16 protein-coding genes are annotated in these 19,728 nt (G+C 57.0%); 1 reads left to right on the top strand and 15 read right to left on the bottom strand.

The genetic code is table 11. The features are described 5' to 3' along the window. Window positions 1–704: 704 nt before the first annotated feature. From HZS79_RS11610 to cbiE, 6 genes are all read right to left on the bottom strand, one after another. A complete protein-coding gene (locus tag HZS79_RS11610; RefSeq protein WP_179927962.1) occupies window positions 705–2,324 on the bottom strand; it encodes an RNA-directed DNA polymerase in 1,620 nt (539 codons plus the stop codon). A gap of 509 nt (window positions 2,325–2,833) precedes the next feature. Further along, complete coding sequence (locus HZS79_RS11605) at window positions 2,834–3,274, bottom strand: YtoQ family protein (protein WP_009723617.1); 441 nt, start codon at window positions 3,272–3,274, stop codon at window positions 2,834–2,836. A 75-nt stretch (window positions 3,275–3,349) separates the two neighbouring features. Next, the gene (gene cobF / locus HZS79_RS11600; RefSeq protein WP_179927961.1) at window positions 3,350–4,114 is read right to left on the bottom strand and encodes a precorrin-6A synthase (deacetylating); all 765 of its coding nucleotides are present in this window, start codon (window positions 4,112–4,114) and stop codon (window positions 3,350–3,352) included. Continuing rightward, window positions 4,111–4,914, bottom strand: a complete 804-nt coding sequence (cobM, locus tag HZS79_RS11595) for a precorrin-4 C(11)-methyltransferase (RefSeq protein ID WP_179927960.1) — start codon at window positions 4,912–4,914, stop codon at window positions 4,111–4,113. Before cobM ends, cobF begins: the two co-directional genes overlap by 4 nt. A gap of 77 nt (window positions 4,915–4,991) precedes the next feature. Beyond that, window positions 4,992–5,450 (bottom strand): cobalamin biosynthesis protein, encoded by a 459-nt coding sequence (locus HZS79_RS11590; RefSeq protein WP_246311461.1) that lies wholly within the window; start codon window positions 5,448–5,450, stop codon window positions 4,992–4,994. After that, entirely contained in the window at window positions 5,447–6,655 is a 1,209-nt protein-coding gene (gene cbiE / locus HZS79_RS11585) for a precorrin-6y C5,15-methyltransferase (decarboxylating) subunit CbiE (RefSeq protein WP_179927959.1), read from the bottom strand. The genes HZS79_RS11590 and cbiE overlap by 4 nt, the downstream gene beginning before the upstream one ends. On the opposite strand from cbiE, the gene HZS79_RS11580 reads away from it, so the two are divergent. Further along, window positions 6,654–7,391 (top strand): cobalt-precorrin-6A reductase, encoded by a 738-nt coding sequence (locus HZS79_RS11580; protein WP_179927958.1) that lies wholly within the window; start codon window positions 6,654–6,656, stop codon window positions 7,389–7,391. The genes cbiE and HZS79_RS11580 overlap by 2 nt on opposite strands. A gap of 12 nt (window positions 7,392–7,403) precedes the next feature. Here the strand turns inward: HZS79_RS11580 and cobJ are convergent, their stop codons facing one another. The 9 genes from cobJ to HZS79_RS11535 all read right to left on the bottom strand — a co-directional run bounded on the left by cobJ (window position 7,404) and on the right by HZS79_RS11535 (window position 19,525). Then, complete coding sequence (cobJ, locus tag HZS79_RS11575) at window positions 7,404–8,153, bottom strand: precorrin-3B C(17)-methyltransferase (RefSeq protein ID WP_179927957.1); 750 nt, start codon at window positions 8,151–8,153, stop codon at window positions 7,404–7,406. After that, window positions 8,150–8,875, bottom strand: a complete 726-nt coding sequence (locus HZS79_RS11570) for a precorrin-2 C(20)-methyltransferase (RefSeq protein ID WP_179927956.1) — start codon at window positions 8,873–8,875, stop codon at window positions 8,150–8,152. The genes cobJ and HZS79_RS11570 overlap by 4 nt, the downstream gene beginning before the upstream one ends. Then, entirely contained in the window at window positions 8,872–9,501 is a 630-nt protein-coding gene (locus HZS79_RS11565; RefSeq protein ID WP_179927955.1) for a precorrin-8X methylmutase, read from the bottom strand. The genes HZS79_RS11570 and HZS79_RS11565 overlap by 4 nt, the downstream gene beginning before the upstream one ends. A 194-nt stretch (window positions 9,502–9,695) precedes the next feature. Continuing rightward, the gene (locus HZS79_RS11560; RefSeq protein WP_179927954.1) at window positions 9,696–10,847 is read right to left on the bottom strand and encodes a ferredoxin-like domain-containing protein; all 1,152 of its coding nucleotides are present in this window, start codon (window positions 10,845–10,847) and stop codon (window positions 9,696–9,698) included. Beyond that, a complete protein-coding gene (gene cobN / locus HZS79_RS11555; protein WP_179927953.1) occupies window positions 10,825–14,664 on the bottom strand; it encodes a cobaltochelatase subunit CobN in 3,840 nt (1,279 codons plus the stop codon). Before cobN ends, HZS79_RS11560 begins: the two co-directional genes overlap by 23 nt. Then, window positions 14,664–15,785, bottom strand: a complete 1,122-nt coding sequence (gene cobW, locus HZS79_RS11550; RefSeq protein ID WP_179927952.1) for a cobalamin biosynthesis protein CobW — start codon at window positions 15,783–15,785, stop codon at window positions 14,664–14,666. Before cobW ends, cobN begins: the two co-directional genes overlap by 1 nt. After that, window positions 15,772–17,142 (bottom strand): cobyrinic acid a,c-diamide synthase CobB, encoded by a 1,371-nt coding sequence (locus HZS79_RS11545; RefSeq protein WP_179927951.1) that lies wholly within the window; start codon window positions 17,140–17,142, stop codon window positions 15,772–15,774. The genes cobW and HZS79_RS11545 overlap by 14 nt, the downstream gene beginning before the upstream one ends. Continuing rightward, on the bottom strand, window positions 17,142–17,735 hold the full coding sequence (cobO, locus tag HZS79_RS11540) for a cob(I)yrinic acid a,c-diamide adenosyltransferase (RefSeq protein WP_179927950.1): 594 nt from the start codon (window positions 17,733–17,735) through the stop codon (window positions 17,142–17,144). The genes HZS79_RS11545 and cobO overlap by 1 nt, the downstream gene beginning before the upstream one ends. After that, entirely contained in the window at window positions 17,732–19,525 is a 1,794-nt protein-coding gene (locus tag HZS79_RS11535; protein ID WP_179927949.1) for an AAA family ATPase, read from the bottom strand. The genes cobO and HZS79_RS11535 overlap by 4 nt, the downstream gene beginning before the upstream one ends. Window positions 19,526–19,728: the final 203 nt, after the last annotated feature.

The raw sequence follows: 19,728 nt of genomic DNA, 5'->3' as shown, positions 1-19,728 counted from the left end.
AGATCTTTTTCTTCCGCCAGTTTTTTGAAATACGCGATGGTATCTTCATCCAGCCGAATCGTGACTTATTTTTTTAGTTTCTTGGCGTAGGGATTCTTAACTGACTCTGAAAAATCGTAATGTTCATGCATACCTACACCCTTTGGAAGTTGTTCGCTCTCGTTTATTCGCCTTACGTGCAGAGATAATTCAAATTGTTTCGCCATCTCTAACACAGTGGCACACCACCAGTAAACGGGAATAAATGCTCGTTCCGAGGAGTATGAACTAACCACCTCAACCCTGTCATTCTCGAGTGGGGTTATCGGGAATCCAATTTGACCTTTTCAGCCGAAGCTAGGGTGCTTAAATCGAAATGGATTCCCGCTAAAGGCATGCGGGAATGACAGCTGGAGAGAAGCAGTCATTCCCGTCGCCTTATTAGGCAACGTAGAAAGCCCAGTGTTAGCAGCGGGCAGTTACTGATCCTATCTGCTCATTGCCTATTAAATCTTCCATGATTCCTCTCAGTAACTGAGTGTGTGCGGTAGACGCGATACTTATATCAGGATGTAGGTTGTAGCCGCCGAATAATGACCATCTGCCTGTTTTCCGACTACTCCAAAACTAGGCATCAGCGGCTTTTACTACAGCCACAATGCCTGCGTAAAGTACGCCGCCAGGCGTCACCTTTGATGCACTTGTTACGCATTAAATACCCCAATCTATGATCTAGCAATACAGTGCCTTGCCACAACCCGCTCGATAGGTGACTGCTTTATTCCTTCTAGAAAACGTTGAGACTTTTCACAACTCTTCGATAAATAAACCGCTGACGCGATTAAATCAGGCTTGTATGCTATTGGAGCCACCTCCCAGCTTTGCATCACCAGTTTAAAGGGAAGCTCACCGAGTTTAGATAGAACCTTAAATCCTTCAACACGTTCTAGCCAATGGGCATATTGATCATTACAGTTTCTACTAATAGCTTCCTTCGTTTTTTCTGCTATTTCTTCACTGCACTCAGCGAGAACTCTATATATCCACGCTTTTTGCCATGCAGTCAAAAACAGGTCGGAGTTAATAATATCTTCTGCTTGAGATGCAACATCACGGGGGCAGACAGATGCCAAAGATATTAGATAGTTACATATCAGCTCTGTTTTGTCTGGAAATTTACCAATTAGGCTTGAGCATTTATCAACAGCGATATCTGACTTACCCGCGGCCAGCCGTAACATTGATTTTTTAATCTGTACGTGAAATTGATCTTTTGGAAGTGGATTTTCACCATCAGGTATACCCTCCATAGTTTCATCAAATAGAGTTTTAGCAATTTCCAGTTCATCGGGCTGAAGATGCTCTCGAATTTCTTCAATTACATCCTCAATGGATATTGACTCATGATAGAACAAATCCCACTTCATTTGATCGTCTAACTCTGCTTCATCCATGAGCTCTTGCAAAACATCAGAATCAGAACTCACACCTTCTACCTTTTCTTCATACAATCTCTGTTTTATAAGATCATATACTTTGCTAGTTTCTTGAAGATGAGAATCATAGTGCTCGGCTCGCTGTATTACACATTTCGATGAGTTCAATACTAACCCAATTTTTCTTAATTCAATCTCTGCAATAGCTATTGATTGCCTAGCTAAAGATATATTCTCAGCGCTCATCCTTATGTCATCCCCATGACGCCAGTAATTAAATCCAGATCTAAGCATTGCAGAATCCACGGATTGAAGATAAAGAGTGGCTAGCGTATCAGAAGCCAAGATACCTTGGGGAATCCCTCGATTCGAACCCATAATCCTAGTGAGAAACGAGCTTATGGCTCGAGCAAAAGCATTCTCACCAATTATCTCAACAATCTTACCCTCTAAAACCGAATGATCTATAGAATCGTAGAAAGCAGTTATGTCGATATTTACAATGTACTCCTCGCCCGTAGAAATCGGAGCTCTTTCAAACTGGCCCCACCTTTTGGGTACATAGTTGGCGCGAGGCCACATAACATACACATCACTTATGAGTTTTTTTTCGATTGCAGGTTTTATGGCATTAATTAGTGCTTCATAAACCAATCTATCTGCTAAAGTGAGTAGTGCTGCAGGCCTTGTGGTGAAACCAGGCTTGGGAACGTGAATGAATGACGCTTCAGCAGGAGAATACTTTTCTTCATGTATGATTTTCACAAGGCTTGCCACAAACTCTTTCCCCAGCTCACCCCCAACTTTGTCTTCATATCTCGAAGGCAATAAATCATTAGGGGTAGATGCGTCTGAAATCACACCCTCAAAGTCTAACCTATCCTGTAATTCTTTTAGCAGTCTATTCATAGGTAGTTCATTCTACGATTTCACATGATGTAGTTGCGTAACAGTGATTATATAGCCTGCTGCATAACACCCTTGAACATGTCAGCACGTTTATTGGTGTTATCTAGCCACCTCAAAAATAATAAATCACTGTTTTTATAGTTTTATTTACCCAGCATGGCAAAATATCCAAAATTCGCGTGCCGGCTCGTTTTTACAATTTAATCATACTTTATTGATAAATTAAGCTTAGGTCACGTGGATTTGAAGAAAAATTGAGCTGGAGCAGGCTTTGGGCAACTGCCTTCGCGGGTGCCTTTTGGCTCGTTCCTCGCCAAGCGTTACGCCGCGCTACGGGGTGGCTAGCTTGCTTATGTGGCTGAGTCTTCGCGAGCTGAAGCTCCCTCTCACAACACCAGGGCAGAGTATCGATTCAGTGGCAGAGGTTGTTTATGTGGCGGGATCATCGCGCGCTAAAGCGCCCCCCACAACATCAGTGCAGTGACGACGTTGCGGGAGGCGCTGTGTGCTTAGGCTTTTAGGACGTAACGCAGGGTTTCAACGACTTGGTCGGTGGTGGTGCACCAGGCTTGGGCTTGGGCATCAACTTCTTTCAGCGGGTGAACAATGTCTTCGCTGTGCAGGGTGATGTAGGGCTTGGCGAGTGCGGCACAGTAGCCTGCATCAAACGCGGCGTTCCACTGTTTGTACTTGTCGCCGAAGCGCACAACTACCAGATCTGCTTGCTCGATCATGGTACGAGTGCGGATGGCGTTGACCTTGGAGGACTGGTGGTCGCGCCAGAAGCCATTTTCCGGCTTGCCCAGGTGATCGCCTGCGGCGTCACTAGCGTCATGATCGGTGACGGGTGCGGTGAAGACGATATCCAGGCCCGCTGCATCAGCGCCGCGCTGAATCTCTTCGCGCCAATCGGTGTGGATTTCGCCAGAAAGATAGACGTAAAAGCTCATAGTCGCTCCTGATAACTTGGTTATTTAATAGGCAGGATTATTTTATGGAAAAATATTCCATATTGATACATGCGCTCACATTTCCGGCTTTTTAGCGAGCAGGTAAATATCCATAATCCAGCCGTGGGTGTCGCGTAGTTCCGCGCGGCGTTGGATGATTTGGTCGCTGACCTCGCTTAGCCAGCCTTTGATTAAGCACTGTTTGTCCATACCTAGGTAGGCGCCCCACCAGATGTAGGTGTCCTCAAACGGTAGCGTGGTAAACGCCCCGCCGCTATCCAGCATTACGGCTACCGTGGCAGCATCATTTGGCCAGCCGCGCTCGCGCAGGCGGCGGCCGGTAGTGATTTGTACTGGCTCGGCAAGCGCATTGAGGGGAATTTTATGTTCGGCGGTAAGCACCTGCAGGCTGGTGATCCCTGGCACTACCTCGATATCCACCTGCTTGCCCGCAGCGCTTAAGCGCTGGGTAATGCGCAGGCTGCTGTCGTAAAGTGAGGGGTCGCCCCACACCAGCATGCCGACCCGCCCGCCATTGGGAAGATGTTCATCCATCAACTGCGCCCAAACGCTGGCAATCGCAGCGTGCCAGTCGTCTACCGCACTAAGGTAATCATTATGATCATCGCGACTGGGAAGATCGAACTCGACGATTTTGGTGGTCACCGGCGCTTCCAGCAGCCGTTCGCAAAGTAAGCGGCGTAGATTGATCAGATCCGACTTGGACTCGCCCTTGCGGGGCAGCAGGATCAGGTCGGCGTTATTGAGGGCGCGCACTGCGGCCAGGGTGACGTGATCAAGGTTGCCGGTGCCGATGCCTATCAGCGATAGCGTGATCATGAGTCGCTCTCTTGATCTTGGTTTGCCGTAGCAAAAGGCGAATCCGCCGATTGGGGGCGAAAGCGACGGTCGTAGCCCACTGCGTAGAGGCTGCTCTCTTGGAAATCATCGCTTTCAAGCACTGGCCCCACCACTATCAATGCGGTGCGCTGCATGGAGTCATCGATCAGTCCTTCTATAGTCGCCAACCGCCCCCGCACGACTCGCTCATCGGGCCAGCTTGCTCGCCACACAATCGCCACCGGGCACTGCGCGCCGTAGTAAGGCGTCAGGCTTTCGACTACCTGGGAAAGATTATGGATGGAGAGATGGATAGCCAGCGTTGCCCCGGTGCGGGCAAAGTTGGCAAGCGTCTCGTTACTAGGCATGGCGCTGGCACGACCCGGTGTACGGGTGAGCACCACCGACTGAGCCACGCCGGGAAGCGTTAACTCCTGACCTAAGGTTGCCGCCGCTGCGGCAAAGGATGGCACGCCTGGGGTAATGCTGTAGGGGATACTCAGCTCGCGCAGGCGACGCAGTTGCTCGCCCATGGCCGACCATACCGAGAGATCCCCCGAATGCAGGCGGGCCACATCCAGGCCTTCGGCGTGGGCGCGGCTGATCTCCTGCATGATCTCATCCAGCGAGAGCGGCGCGGTGTTGATCACTCTTGCCCCTGCCGGGCAGTGTTCCAGAATCTGCTCCGGCACTAAAGAGCCCGCATACAGGCACACCGGGCAGGCGGCGATTAAATCCCGCCCGCGTAGGGTAAGCAGATCCGGCGCGCCGGGGCCTGCGCCAATGAAGTGTACGGTCATTAACTAATTCCTAGGCTTTGTACGAAAAGTCGGCGAGCGAAGACTAGACAAGGCAAAAATCAACGAAAAAACGGAGTTTACGTGGTGTAAATGAGTATTTTGATCGGACTCGCGCACGAGGCGATTTTTAACGCCGTATTGTCGAGCGCAGGCAGTTTTCGTGCAAAGCCTAACGCCAGTGCGGCGGTAGCCTGTCTATCCGCTGAGATGATCCTTGGCCCTAGCAGCGTCGCCCCTGGGCCTGCCGCTAAGAGCGCCACGGCCTCGGCAACGCTGCCTGTGCCGCGTGCCTGCATACTCTGGTTTGAATGGGTAAGCGTTGTCACTGTTGATAGCTCGGCATCCGCTACGGCGATGACTTCAATATTGCGCAGCCGGCCCAATTCTTCTACCAACGGCAGCATAGTACGTGCCGCCGCCAGCTTATCGACAGCACCGTACTGGTCGATAAGTTGATCTAACGCTTGAACAAGCGATTCAAGCGTGGCCTCACTGCGAAAACCAAACCCTGCGATTCTCAATGCTGATGACTTCATCGAACGCCCCGCCACTGAACAATCGGATAGCTGGATTTCCAGCCCCGCCGTGTGCCGATGGGGGCGGCGTTGGCAAGCTCTAAACGCAGCAGTTCGCCGCCTGCCTGTTGGTGCCAGTGCGCCAGCAGCGCTTCGGATTCCAAAGTGACGGCATTGGCGACGATACGCACTCCCTTGGGCAGGCGCTGCCATAAATCGTCTAACAGCGCTTGGGATAACCCTCCGCCGATAAATACCGCATCGGGCAGCGGCGTATCGTTTAGTACGTCAGGCGCGCGGCCCTGTTTTACTTCTAGCCAGTCAACGCCAAGGCTGTTTGCATTGCTGCGCGCTCGTACTGCTCGCTCAGCGTTTTGCTCAAAGCCCACCGCCTGATTATCCGTATGGGTGAGCAGCCACTCAATGGCAACAGAACCCGAACCGGTGCCGATATCCCACAGCCGCTCGCCGGGCATGGGGGCAAGTGCCGCCAGGGTGATGGCGCGAATGGTCTGTTTGGTAATCTGGCCGTCGTGGTCAAAAAAATGATCCGGCAGGCCGGGCATCAGCGGCAAGGCGGGGCCGTTACCGGCAACTTCCAGCCCTACCGCCACCGGATGGGCAATGTCGTCGGGCAAGCTGGCATCGACACGACAATGGCGAATGCGTTCGTTATCGCCGCCCAAAGATTCCAGCAGCGTTAGCTGGGTATCTCCAAAGCCAACGCTAGCTACCAGCGCCGCCAGCTCGGTCACCGCCGCGCCGTCTCTTACCAACACCAGCAAACGCCTACCAACATGCAGGTAAGGCCGAATGCGCGATAGCGGTTTGGCGTGCAACCCCAGGCAAGTGCAACGCTCCAACGGCCAGCCCAAACGTGCAGCCGCCAAGCTAAAGGTGGAAGGGGCTGGCAGTGCCTGCCACTCGTTTGCGCTGAGATGCTGCGCGAATGAGGTACCCGCCCCGAACCAGAACGGGTCGTTTGAGACCAGCATCACCACCCGGCGGCCACGCTGATTTAGCAGCTTAGCAATGCCATCGGCAAAGGGCACTGGCCACTCAATTACCTCGGCGTTTAGGGGCGGTAAAAGGCGCAGGTGGCGGCGTGCGCCGAACACTACCTCGGCACTTTCCAATGCCTGTCGGCTTGCCGCTGTCAGCCCCTGTGTGCCACCCTCTCCCCAGCCTAAAAGGGTAAGCCAGGGAGCGTTGTTAACCTCAGCCATGATCAAAATCCTAATTCTCGGGGGAACCAGCGAGGCCAGCGCCCTGGCCAGCGCTGTTGCCAAGCGAGGTATTCCCGCCATTTTTAGCTATGCAGGGCGCGTTAACACGCCTAAACCCCAGCCACTGCCGACCCGCATTGGTGGCTTTGGCGGCGTTAATGGGCTGGTCACGTTTTTAGCCCAGGAGCGCATTACCCATATCGTTGATGCCACCCACCCCTTTGCCGCACAAATGAGCAGCAACATGTTAGCCGCGGCGGCACAGTGCGGCGTAAAGGCCACCGCTTTTACCCGGCCTGCCTGGCAGCCTGTTACCGGCGACCAATGGCAAAGCGTGGCAAGTATTGATGAGGCAGTTAACGCCTTGGCTGGCCCGCCCCAACGGGTGCTGCTTGCGATTGGGCGAATGCACCTTAGCGCCTTTGCCGCCCAGCCTCAGCACCATTACGTGCTGCGTTTGGTTGACCCGCCGACCAGCCCGTTGCCACTGCCAGATATCAGCACTGTAATTGATAGAGGCCCGTTTACGCTGGAAGGCGACCTTGCCCTGCTGAAAAATCAGCGGGTCCAGCGCATTGTGTGTAAAAACGCTGGCGGCGAAGGTGCGTCGTCCAAACTCAGCGCGGCAAGAAGGCTCGGCCTACCCATTGTGATGATCGAGCGGCCAGCACTACCGCCACGCCATGAAGTTCATCGTATCGATGATGTGCTTAGCTGGCTTAGTGACCACTATTAATCATCACAACGCTTAATCAGCCGAACGCGGCGTATAAACCAGCGGCACACCACTGCGTTCAATCAAGCGGGTTTGCTGGGAACCAACGATGACCAGCGTGCGCATATCAGCCATATCCGGCGTCGCTTGCTCTAATGTGGTGACGCGAATTGTTTCTTCCGGGGTCGAAACCGCGCGGGCGAAGATTATCAATCGATCCGGCCCGCAGGCTTCCCGCAGTACCTCTAGCGTTCGTTCAAAACCCGCCGGCCGTGCCCTGGAGCGCGGGTTGTAAAACGCCATGGCGAAGTCTGCCTCGGCAGCCAGACGCAGGCGCTTCTCAATCAGCGCCCAGGGTTTGAGGTTGTCGGATAGATTGATGCAGCAGAAGTCGTGCCCCAGCGGTGCGCCGACGCTTGCGCTGGCGGCCAGCATGGCAGAAATGCCCGGTAGCACCTGAATATCCAGCGTGCGCCACTGGGCATCGCCCGCTTCCAAGGCTTCGAACACCGCAGCGGCCATGGCGAATACGCCAGGGTCGCCAGAGGAGACAACCACGACCTGGTGGCCCCCAAGCGCCAGCTGTAGCGCCTGCTCCGCCCGACGAATCTCTTCGCGGTTATCAGAGCCATGGCGGACTAATCCAGCCCTGGGAGCCACGCGATTCACGTAGGGCACATAGCCCACCACATCGGTGGCTTCCAGCAGCGCGGCTGAGACCTCAGGGGTAATCATAGTCTCTGCGCCCGGCCCTAGGCCGACGATTTTCAGCCAACCGCTCATGGCCGCCTCCCGTTGCCATGAATCAGCACAATCGAGAAGTACGGCACGCTTTCGCCAACCTCACTCAGTGGCAGCACACGCTGCTGGGTCATGGCGGCGTACTCAATCAGCCACGCCTCGCCTTCACGGCCAGCATGCGTCAGCGCTCTGCGCAGCTTGGCTAGGTTGCGGCCAATTTTCATCACCACCAGTGCATCGGTTTGGGCAATGCGCTCGGCCAGCGTCTCTTCTGGCAGCGTGGCCATCAGCACCGTCATGATGTCATCGCCCCAGGTGATCGGCTGCCCGGTGGCCGTCCAGGCCGCCGACATACCGGTAATACCTGGCACCACCGAGACCGGCACGCGATTCAGCAGCCGCGTGTAGAGGTGCATGAAGGAGCCGTAGAAGAACGGGTCGCCTTCGCAAAGCACCACTACATCGCACCCGGCCTCGGCCATCTCGATCAGTTGGGCCACGCTGCGTTCGTAAAAAGCCGACAGCAGCTCATTGTAGCGAGGGTCATCAAACGGAATTTCCGTGGTGACCGGATACTCCATGGGCAGCTCGGTTGCGCCTGGGGCGATCAGGCCTTCCACAATGGTGCGCGCATGCCCGCAGCGGCCCTTTTTACGAAAATACGCCACATGGGTCGCGCCGCGTATCAGACGGTCGGCGCGCACGCTCATTAGGTCTTGGCTGCCTGGCCCTAAGCCAACCCCGTAAATGGTTCCTTGGGTCATTCGATACGATCCGCCATGGCGTTGATGGCCGCTACCGTGACGGCGCTGCCGCCCAGGCGGCCACGCACGATACAGCTGGGCAGCGCGGGGTTAGCCAACAGCGCTTCTTTGGATTCCGCCGCGCCGACAAAGCCGACCGGGCAGCCAATAATGGCCGCCGGGCGCGGGCAGTCTGGATCTTCGAGCATATTGAGCAGATGAAACAGCGCGGTGGGCGCGTTGCCAATGGCAACGACCGCGCCTTCCAAGTGCGGCCGCCACAGTTCCAGCGCTGCCGCTGAACGGGTATTGGCCATTTCCTGGGCAAGCGAAGGGGTGCGCTCATCGTTGAGGGTGCAGATGATGTCGTTGTTGGCTGGCAGCCGCTTGCGGGTGATGCCTTCCGAGACCATCCGTGCATCGCAAAGAATCGGTGCGCCCTGTTCCAAGGCGGTGCGGGCTTTATTGACCACATCGTTTTGAAAGTGAATATGCGCGGCCAGCTCCACCAGCCCAGCAGCGTGAATCATGCGTACCGCAACCGTTTCTTCTTCCGCTGAAAAGCGATCAAGCTCAGCTTCATTGCGAATAATCGCAAACGATTGCCGGTAAATCGCCGGTCCGTGTGTTTCATAAACGTGAGGCACCCAAACTCTCCAAATAAACTAATTCGCAGTTACTGTTCTGCAAGGCATCCGTGCTAGGGCAAGTTTCCGCGAGGGCGCTGTGAACCCATCCATGGGCGCTACTTTTTCCATCCCTGGAAAAAGACCCTCGCTACAACCTGCCCTGGCACTATGCTATCGAGCATATAAGCCACTATTTTTTAACCTCAATAAACCTAACTGCTTTCATTGAGTTTTCTAATAAAATCCAACGCCTCACTCTCCGTGAGATCTGCCTTAACCGGTGCGCTATCGGCGCGACCGTTAACAATCACGTCAAAGCGCCCTTCGCGGCCGGTTAGGCACAGCGCTGCTGGCCGTTGGCGGGCACAGCCTTTGGCACACCCGGATATGTGTACGCTTGCTTCCACCCAGCCACTTAGCCGTTCGGCAAGCGGCTGGGTGGAAACACTCGCCTGTTCGCAGTATGGCGCACCGGGGCAGGCGTCCATCGCTAACCGCGGGTCGCTATTATGACGGATTAAGCCGTCAACCGTTGGTAGTGTATCGCCGCCCTTCACCAGCAAGCGCCGCCAAGGCGTGACCTGCAAGGCACTGACATTTATTGGCGATACAGCAGCGCGCAACGTATTAACCGCTACCCGCCCAAAGGGAAGCCCCACCACCCGGCCTTCGCTATGTTTGCCCAGCGCTAGCTTCTCGCCAGGTGATGCGGGGGCAGTATCCGCAGGTGCCCAGTCGGGCAGCGGCGCTGTGTGCCGCCGCATGCGCCCAGAGTCCCAACCACCGCTGTCCACGAACCAGTGGGTCAGGCGTATTAACTGCTCAACAGCGGGTTCGGGCTCGTTCACTGCCGTGCCACACTCATAGCCATCGGCGCGTACTATCAGACCGCCTTCCACCGAGCGCTCAATACGGAAATCAGCGGCGCTATCGCACAGCACTGGTGCTTTTCCCGCATCAATCGCAATGCCGATCTTGCCGGGCATGGGCGCTAATTCGCTGCCCCGCGTTTGCAGCAGGCGGGCAATGGTATGAGTGTCATCGCCCACCTGCCAAGCGGGTGCCAGCATCAGTTGCGGCTGGCGTTCTGCTTGCGGGTCGTCGCTCACCAGCTGATGCTCAACCAGAAACGCCATCAGCGGCGGCCAACTGGCGTCGGTGACCCCGCGCAGCTGAATATTGGCCCGGCTGGTTAGCTCGATTAAACCGCTGCCGAAGGTCTCAGCGGCTTCACACAGTGCCACTACCTGTTGCCGTGAAAGCTGGCCCAGCGGTGGGCGTACACGCACCAACAGGCCATCGCCAGTAGCCATGGGCCGCCACGCGCCGGGGCACCAGCCTTTAATGCGCGGGATGGTGGTCATAATGCCCCGTCTCTTTGGCTTCATCCATTTCCAGCAGCAGGTCTTGCAGCGCTTGGCTGTGTTCGCCGGGGGATTGCCACATGCCTCGCTGGGCGGCTTCGAGTAAGCGTTCCGCCATCTCTTCTAAAGCCGCGGGGTTGTGCTCACGCAGAAACTGTTGATTAGCGGCGTCGAGCACCAGGGCGTCACTCACCTGAGCGTACTGGTAGTCGGCGACTAGATCGGTGGTGGCATCGTAAGCAAACAGGTAGTCCACCGTGGCAGCCATTTCAAAGGCGCCTTTATAGCCGTGCTCGCGCATGGCATTGATCCACTTGGGGTTGAGCACTCGCGAGCGAATCACCCGCGCCAGCTCCTCTTTCAAGGTACGAATTTTGGGCACCGCGGGATTGGCGTGGTCGGCGTGATAAATGGTCGGTGCTTTTCCGCTTAGCGAGCGCGTGGCGTTGGCCATGCCACCCTGAAAAGCGTAATAGCTGTTGGAATCAAGAATATCGTGCTCGCGGTTATCCTGGTTTTGCATCACCGCATCCAGCCCTTGGAGCTGCTGCTCGAACGCCGCCCGCGCAGCAGTGCCGGAAGCCTTGAACTGGCCGTAGGCGTAGGCACCTGTATCAATGTAGGCTTCAGCTAAATCGTCGGCGCTGTCCCAAGAGCGGTTTTCAATCAGCCGGTTTAAGCCCGCGCCATACTCACCGGGCTTGCTGCCGAAGATACGGTAGCTTGCCTCTTGGGCGGCCATCTCTGGGCTTAGCCCTTGGTCTTCCAGTGCTTGCTGGCGAGCAAGCACCGCCTCGCGGATGGTGTTGCTGTTACCTGGCTCTTCATAACTGGCCACCGCCTGCACGGCGGCATCAAATAGGCGGATCACATTGGGGAAGGCGTCGCGGAAGAACCCGGAGACACGCAGCGTGACATCAACCCTTGGGCGATTGAGCAGCATCGAGGGGATCACTTCAAAATCACTCACCCGCTGGGAGCCCAGCGACCACTTGGGACGCACGCCCATCAGCGCGAAGGCCTGGGCGATGTCATCGCCGCCGGTACGCATGGTGGCGGTACCCCAAATCGAAAGCCCCAAACGGCGCGGATAGTCGCCGTTATCCTGCAGATAGCGCTCGACAAACGCCTGGGCGGATTTTTCCCCCAGCGTCCAGGCGGCGGGCGATGGAATCGAGCGGTTATCGACGCTGAAAAAGTTACGCCCAGTGGGCAACGTATCCAAACGCCCTCGGCTGGGCGCGCCGCTGGGCCCGGCGGGCACAAAAATGCCCTCAAGGCCGTCGAGCAGCGACTGAATTTCCATCTTAACGCCGCGCTGCATGGCGACCCATAGCTGCTCGCGGGCGTAGCGCAGCTGCTCCGCCGTGTTGGGGTAATCTTGGGCCAGTTCCTTCAGGCAACCAGGGGCTAACACGTAGTCGGCCACCCAACGCTCGGCCAGCAGTTCCAGGCGCTCGCGGGTATCCGCGCCGGTGCGCCAGAGGGTATCGAGCAGCCCTCTTAGAACAACGGGTTTAGGCGCCTGCCAAGGTTCGTTGCCAGCGGCTAGAGGCTCAAAATCCAATCCTAAATCGCTAGCCAGATTGTGCAGCAAACCGCGTTGGGACACGGCTTCGCCTCTGGGTAGTCGTAGCAGCGCCACCAACGTCCCCGCCCGCTTCTCTTGCGGCGGCAGCGTGCCGAGTATGTGCAGGCCATGGCGAATCTGCGACTCTTTGATATCGCACAGAAAGGTATCCAGCTCGTTGAGAATGTCGGCATCATCAGCACTGTTTTCAAAACCGTCGACGGCGTGCGCCAGCTCCTGGTCGATGCCGGTATCTCGCAGGTGAGCGAGAATCTGGCTGCGTATCAACGCTTCCCGGCGCGGGTCCATATCCAGCGCTTGGTAATACTCATCACATAGCGCTTCAAGCTCGGCCATAGCGCCGTAGAGTTCGGCCCGCGCTAGCGGCGGCATCAGGTGGTCGATAATCACCGCCTGACTGCGGCGCTTGGCTTGGGCACCCTCGCCGGGGTCATTAACAATAAACGGATAAAAGTGCGGCAGCGGCCCCAGGGCAATATCAGGCCAGCAGTCAGCGCTCAAGGCAATGCTTTTACCCGGTAACCACTCTAAGTTGCCATGCTTGCCCACATGGATAACCGCATCAACTTGGTAGTGCTCGCGCAGCCAGTAGTAAAACGCCAGATAGCTGTGGGGCGGCGCCAGCTCCATATCGTGATAGGACTGGGTGAGATCGTCGATAAAGTCGCGTTCCGGCTGAATACCCACGAAGGTTTCACCTAACCGGATACCGGCGATCATCAAACGCCCCTGGCGGCATTTGGGGTCTTCGTGAGGCGTCCCCCAACGCGTCCATACGGTTTCTTGAAGCTCGCTGGGCAAAGTTCTAAACCAAGCAAGGTAGTCGTCAACGCTGATGCTCTGCCAGCAGGCGCGCTGGTCGAGGCTGCCGTGATCGTTGGTCACCGCGCCCTGAAGTTGGCGGATCAACGCATCGCCATTTTCCGGTAGCTCGCTGAGCGGATAACCCGCCTCTTTCAGGGCGCTGAGAATCTGCAACGTCGACGCGGGGGTATCCAGCCCGACCCCGTTACCGATCCGGCCATCGCGATTGGGGTAGTTAGCCATGATCAGCGCAATACGCTTCTGCCCATTGGGGGTTAAGCGCAGCGAACAAATGCGTCGCGCCAGCTCGGCGACAAATGCGGCCCGTTCTGGATGAATTACGTGGTGGGTCACTGCCAGCTGGCAGCGCTGGTTATAGTGGGCTTCGGCTTTAAACCCCACCGCCCGAGTGATAATGCGACCATCCATCTCGGGAAGCACCACCTGCATGGCTACATCGCGGCTATGCAGCCCGGCAGCCATGCCCTGCCAGTCTTCCGAGGTGCTGCTGGCAAGAATCGCCTGGAGCACTACCGGACGCCCCACAAACAGGCTGTCGGGTAACTTTTCACCCAGAGCATCCAGGCCGTCGGCGTTGCGATTGACCGCAAAGCTGGTGGTATTAATCACCAGCATGGCGCCGGTTTGCTCAATCAAGTGATTGATAAAATCAATGCATGGCCCCTCTTTCAAAGAGGCCACAGCAACCGCTAGCGGCTCTAGCCCTTGTTCTCTGAGCGCTGCCAGCAATCCGTCGGGTACAGCGGTATTCCCCCCCTGCAAGTGGCTGCGATAAAACAGCAGCAGGCACACCGACCGCTCGGGCACCTGACGATCGCGCCACTCGCTGAGGCTTAGCGCCTGCTGGTCTTGCGACGCATAAATCACCGCTGGCGGGATGACCTTGGGCTCCTGCCATGCCAGAGGAAGCGATAAACATTCGCTGGCAATAAAGCACAGCAACTGCTCGGCGTTATCGACGCCGCCCTCTCTTAAATAGCGCCACACCCGGTAAGCGCCATCAAAGGCGATGGTGGAATCTTCCAACAAGGCGTCATCCGGCGCATCGCAGCCCGGCACTAGAATCAGCTGGCGCTCGGGTTTGGCTGCCGCCCAGGCCAGCAGGCGTTCATGGCCGTACTGCCAGTAGGCTTTGCCGCCCAGCAACGAAACGACGACCAACTGAGCATCTTCCAACACCCGGTCTTCATAGAGATCATAGGCGGCCGGTTTTACCAAATTCATCCAGTTGGCTAGCCGTACCGAGGGGTACGCTTCACCCAGGCGGTCAACCGCCTGGGCCAGCGCCGACAGATTACTATCGGCGGCGGACAGTATCACGACCTCAGCGGAGCTCTGTTGCAGGTCGATAATGCCTTCATCATCGACAAAGCCCCCGGGCTTGGCGGCAAATAAGTGCATTAGGTGGCCGTCTGAACCTCTGCCTCAGTTAGCGCTTCACGTAGCGCGGCGCTATCCAGCGATTTGCCAATAATGACCAGCTGGGTCTGGCGCGTCTCGTCCTGGCTCCAAAGCCGGTCGAAGTAACCTTCCAAACGCTCGCCCACTGCTTGAATCACTCGGCGCATGGGTTTGCCAGGAATCGCGGCAAAGCCTTTGGCGCGATAAATTTCGTGGCTTTTCAGCAGCTGCTGCAGCTTATTGGCCAGGGCGTCGCCATCCACTTCACCCAGGGTAATCACGCAGGAATCAAAGTTATCGTGGGCATGGTCGTGATGCGCGCCTTCAGCGTGGTGCTTATCGTGGTGATTGGTGATGCTATCAATATGCGCTTCGCTGGCCGCACCAATGCCCATCAGTGCTTCCAACTGGGCGGTGTCGGTGATCTGGGTCTGATCGATAAACAGTGTTTTTACAGATTCGCTCACCCGGGTCTGAATCACCGTTTCAACCCGTGCGTGCTCTTCCGGGCTAAGTAAGTCCGCCTTGCTAACCAGCACCAAATCCGCCGCGCTTAGCTGGTCATCCAGTAGCTCGCGCAGGCTGGGGTCGTGATCCAGGCTTTCATCAGCGCGACGCTGGGCTTCGACCTTATCCACGTCGCTGGCATAACGGCCGGCGGCCACTGCAGGGCCATCGATCACGGTAATAATCGCATCGACAGTGCAGTGCTGACGCACATCCGGCCAGTTAAACGCCTGCACCAGCGGCTTAGGCAATGCCAGGCCGCTAGTCTCAATCAGAATGTGGTCGATATCATTGCGGCGGGCAACCAGCTTTTTCATCACCGGTAGGAACTCTTCTTCCACCGTGCAGCAGATGCAGCCGTTGGCCAGCTCATAGATGCTGCCATCTTCCCCGTCTAGCTGCCCGCCTTCGCTACCCTCTTCACACCCCAACGCGCAGCTGCGCAAGAGGCTAGAGTCGATATCCTGCTCGCCGAACTCATTGACGATCACGGCGATCCGCTTGCCGGTGACTTGGCGCAGAATATTGGCCAGCAGCGTGGTTTTGCCGCTGCCGAGAAAACCGGTCACGACCGTGGCGGGAATCTTATTCAGCTGTACGTTATTGGGCTGCATGGGTAAATGCCTCGCTGTGCTGCGGTTCGCAGTGCGCCGGGCTGGCGGAAAAAAGCCTCGCCACAGCGTCAGGATTATTGGGGAAAAACAGATGTAAATAGGTCGCCGTTAAGCGATTTTGACGGTAAATCGCTTCCCCCGGTGCGGGGTGACGCTGACGGCGGCCGTGAGCAATCGGCTCAGGGGTGCCTTCTGCCATAGAGCGGTGGTGCGCATGGCCGCGAACCGGGCCTTCCGGCAGCTCGGCGGTTTGCATCCCCTGGCAGCCTCGGCGACCGCGCATCGCCCCCTGCCCTGGCAACAGGCCGAGCATGGGGTAAATGGTGTCGTCGTAGTCGGTCAGGGTTTCCAGGCAGTACAGCAGACCGCCACACTCAGCCAAGATGGGCTTGTCGGCGCAATAGAAAGCCTCAATGGCCAAACTCATGGCGCGGTTATTCGCCAGTTGCTGGGCGTGAAGTTCCGGGTAGCCTCCCGGCAACCACAGCGCATCGCATTCCGGCAGGCGGCTATCAGTGAGCGGCGAGAAGAAGCGCAGCGTGGCGCCCATCTGCTCCAGCAGATCCAGATTGGCCTGGTAGATAAAGCTGAAGGCGGCGTCACGGGCTACGCCAATAGTGCGGCCTTTAAGTGCAGGCTTGACGGCCGCAAGCTGCTCTTGCGGTGCGGTAAAGGCCACTGGCGGCAGCGCCGAGAGCGCCTCCAGCAACCCTGCCGCTTCCAGCGCTTGGGCACCCGCTTCAAAGCGGGCTTCCAAATCCTCACGAATCTCCGCTGCTTGCACCAGCCCAAGATGGCGTTCGGGGAGCGCTAAATCAGGGTCTCGTGGCACAGCGGCCAGCAAAGGAATCGCCGACGGCAGCGCTGACTCAATCAACTCACGATGACGCTGCGAGCCGCAGGCGTTGGCGACTAATCCGGCGATATGGATATCATCACGAAAGCTGGCAAGCCCTGACACCAGCGCGGCAGCGGTCTGGGCCATGCCTTTTACATCCATGACAATTGCCATGGGAATAGCAAACAAGGCCGCCAGGTCAGCACTGGAGGGCTCGCCGTCGAACAGCCCCATGGCGCCTTCCACCAGGATCAAGTCCGCTTCGCAGGCGGCGTCATAAAACCGCTGGCGGCAGTAGGCCTCGCCTGCCATCCATAGATCCAGCTGATCCACCGGCTGGCCGGAGGCCTGGGCGAGTATCTGCGGATCCAGGTAGTCCGGGCCGGTCTTGAACACCCGCACCACCTTGCCCTGGTTGCGCAGCAGTCGCGCCAGACCCGCCGTGACGGTGGTTTTGCCCTGGCCTGAGGCCGGAGCAGCGATAAACAGCGCGGGGCAGCTAGCGGTTGGCGTGCTCATTAGTATTCGATCCCCGCCTGAGCTTTGACGCCGCCGCGGAAAGCGTGGCGCTCATCTTGAACAACGCTGATGGTATCGGCGATCTCTTGAAGCGGCGTGGCCATGGTGCGCCCGGTAATGATGACGTTCTGGTGCGTCGGGCGACGTTTGAGCGCTTCCACCACTGGCTCGGGGTCGAGATAACCGTACTTGAACATATAGCTCATCTCGTCCAGCACGATCATATGATAAGCGGGGTTCTCCAGCAGTCCTTTGGCGACTGCCCAAGCGGCCTCTGCGGCTTCGATGTCTCGCTCGCGATTCTGGGTTTCCCAGGTAAAGCCGTGGCCCATGATGTGCCAATCAAGCTTGGGATGATCGCGAAAGAACAGGTATTCGCCAGTTTCACGGCGGCCTTTAATAAACTGAATGACCGCGCACTGCTGACCGTGCCCTAGTGAACGCGCCATGGTGCCAAAGGCCGAGCTGCTTTTGCCCTTGCCGTTGCCTTTAAGCAGAATCAGCACGCCACGCTCTTCGGTGGCGCGACTAATGCGCTCATCGACCACGTCTTTTTTGCGCTGCATGCGGTTTAAATGGCTAGCGTCACTCATGGGCTTTCCCCAGGTTGATATGCAAAAACAGAAGGTGCAAAAACAGAATGCGCCAAAGATGGTTGGCCAAACGAGGCTGGCCAATAACGGGCGCCCAGTTGCTGGGCGATGCGTGCGCCCTGCCCGCGTTTAACTCTCGATTGCTCGGTATCGATCAGCAGGCAGTCACCTAGCGGGGCGAGGTCGTCAACGGCTTCCCGTGTGCGGCCATCGGTAATCAAATAAGTACGTACTTGTAAGCCAGGCTCGCGGCGTTGCCACTGTTGAATTAGCCGTTTGGCTTCAATAATCGCTTCCCGCAGCGGGGTGCCCCCGCCGCCCTTGGCACTGTCAAGCGTGCCCCGCGCGTTTTTGGGAGCACGGCGACGTGAGAGTATCGACACCACGCCACCATTACCAAACCCCAGCACCGCGACCTGCTCCCGCGCAGCGTAGGCTTGGGTGACCAGTGACTCAACCAGCCCTTTGGCTTGGCCTAACAAACGCTGCCCCAGGGTGGAGCCGGAGGTATCCAGCAGCACCAAATGCGCTATTGCCTGCCCCGCCCGAGCTTTGCGCATTTTTAACTGCCGCCAAGGCCACTGGCCACGATTGGCGATTAGCGTCGCGAACCCGTCTAGCCGCGAGGTTTCCGCCTGAGAACGCCCTCGACCGGAAACACTTCCTTTGCCTTTGCTAGCCGCTGTATCGGCACGTTGCGCACGCGAGGAAAAGATATCGCTCTCGGGCAGGCTAACCGCTGGCTGGTGAATAGACGCCTGCGCCATGGGCGGCATAGCGCCCCACTGTCCTGAAGAGCCTTGTCCGCCTGATCTGTCCTCTGTGCCGCTTTCCTCACCACTTTCCTCACCACTCTGCCCGCTACTTTCTTCACCACCACTACCATCCCCACCACTGGGAGGATGCTCACGGGAAGGCGGTTTAGGGTCTGAAAGCGTACAGCGATGGGCAAGTACCCAGGGCGCTACCGTATCGATATCTTCTTGGCTGACGCTGTTCGCCCCCCGCCAGGCTGCATGAGCCTGGGCTGCTCGGTGCCAGGTAACATCGGCCCGTAGGCCTTCGACGCCGGCGGCTTCGCAACGCGTCGCAATCGTCTCGTAAACCCAGCTATCGCTGGTCACTGACGCTAGTGCCTGTTGGGCATGGTCAAGCTGCTGAGTCAGCGCTGCCTGCTCTACCGCAAACTGTTGTATGTAAGCCTCAGGGTCGCGGTCAAAGGCTTCGCGCTGCTGAACAATAGCAATGCGCTGTTTAACGCTGACGCGGTCAGCCTGTTCGATGCAGAGGCCAAAACGGTCAAGCAGCTGCGGGCGCAGCTCGCCCTCGTCTGGGTTCATGGTGCCAATCAAGCTAAAGCGCGCCGGGTGGGAGTGACTGATGCCATCGCGCTCAACGATATTGACCCCGCTAGCGGCCACATCCAGCAGCAGGTCAACCAGCATATCCGGCAGCAGATTGACTTCGTCCACATACATCACCCCGCCATGGGCTTTAGCGAGTAGCCCTTCATGAAAAGTGGCTTCACGCTCGGCTAGCACCTTTTGCAAATCTAGACTTCCCACTAGCCGGTCTTCGCTGGCACCAAGTGGCAGAGTGACAAAGGGTGGCTTTTTGCCATTGGTATCTTTTGGCAAAACCGCCGCTAACGCTCGCGCCAGAGTGGATTTCGCACTACCCCGTGGGCCGCTGATCAGCACACCACCAATGCGCGGATTAATCGCATTCAGCAGCAAGGCGGTTTTCAGCGCCTCCTGGCCGACAACACCTACGAAGGGAAACTCACTCACCCGCACCTCCCGTGCAGAGCATGCTCGGAACTTGAACTTGATTCATGAAAAACTGACAAGTAATGATAAAACCATTCATAAGGAAACGATGAAATAAAGTGTTGCAGTATAGAGGAAGGAACAGCGTCGAAGCCAGCTTAGCGGCCAGCGCCTCTATGAGGCAGCCCTCACTAGCACATGATCAGACCCGCATTGGATTAATT

It is taken from the genome of Vreelandella zhaodongensis (assembly GCF_013415115.1).
In the GTDB taxonomy this organism is placed as follows: domain Bacteria; phylum Pseudomonadota; class Gammaproteobacteria; order Pseudomonadales; family Halomonadaceae; genus Vreelandella; species Vreelandella zhaodongensis.
The sequence above is the reverse complement of the archived record's forward strand: the minus strand, read 5'-3'. Positions and strand labels throughout refer to the sequence as shown.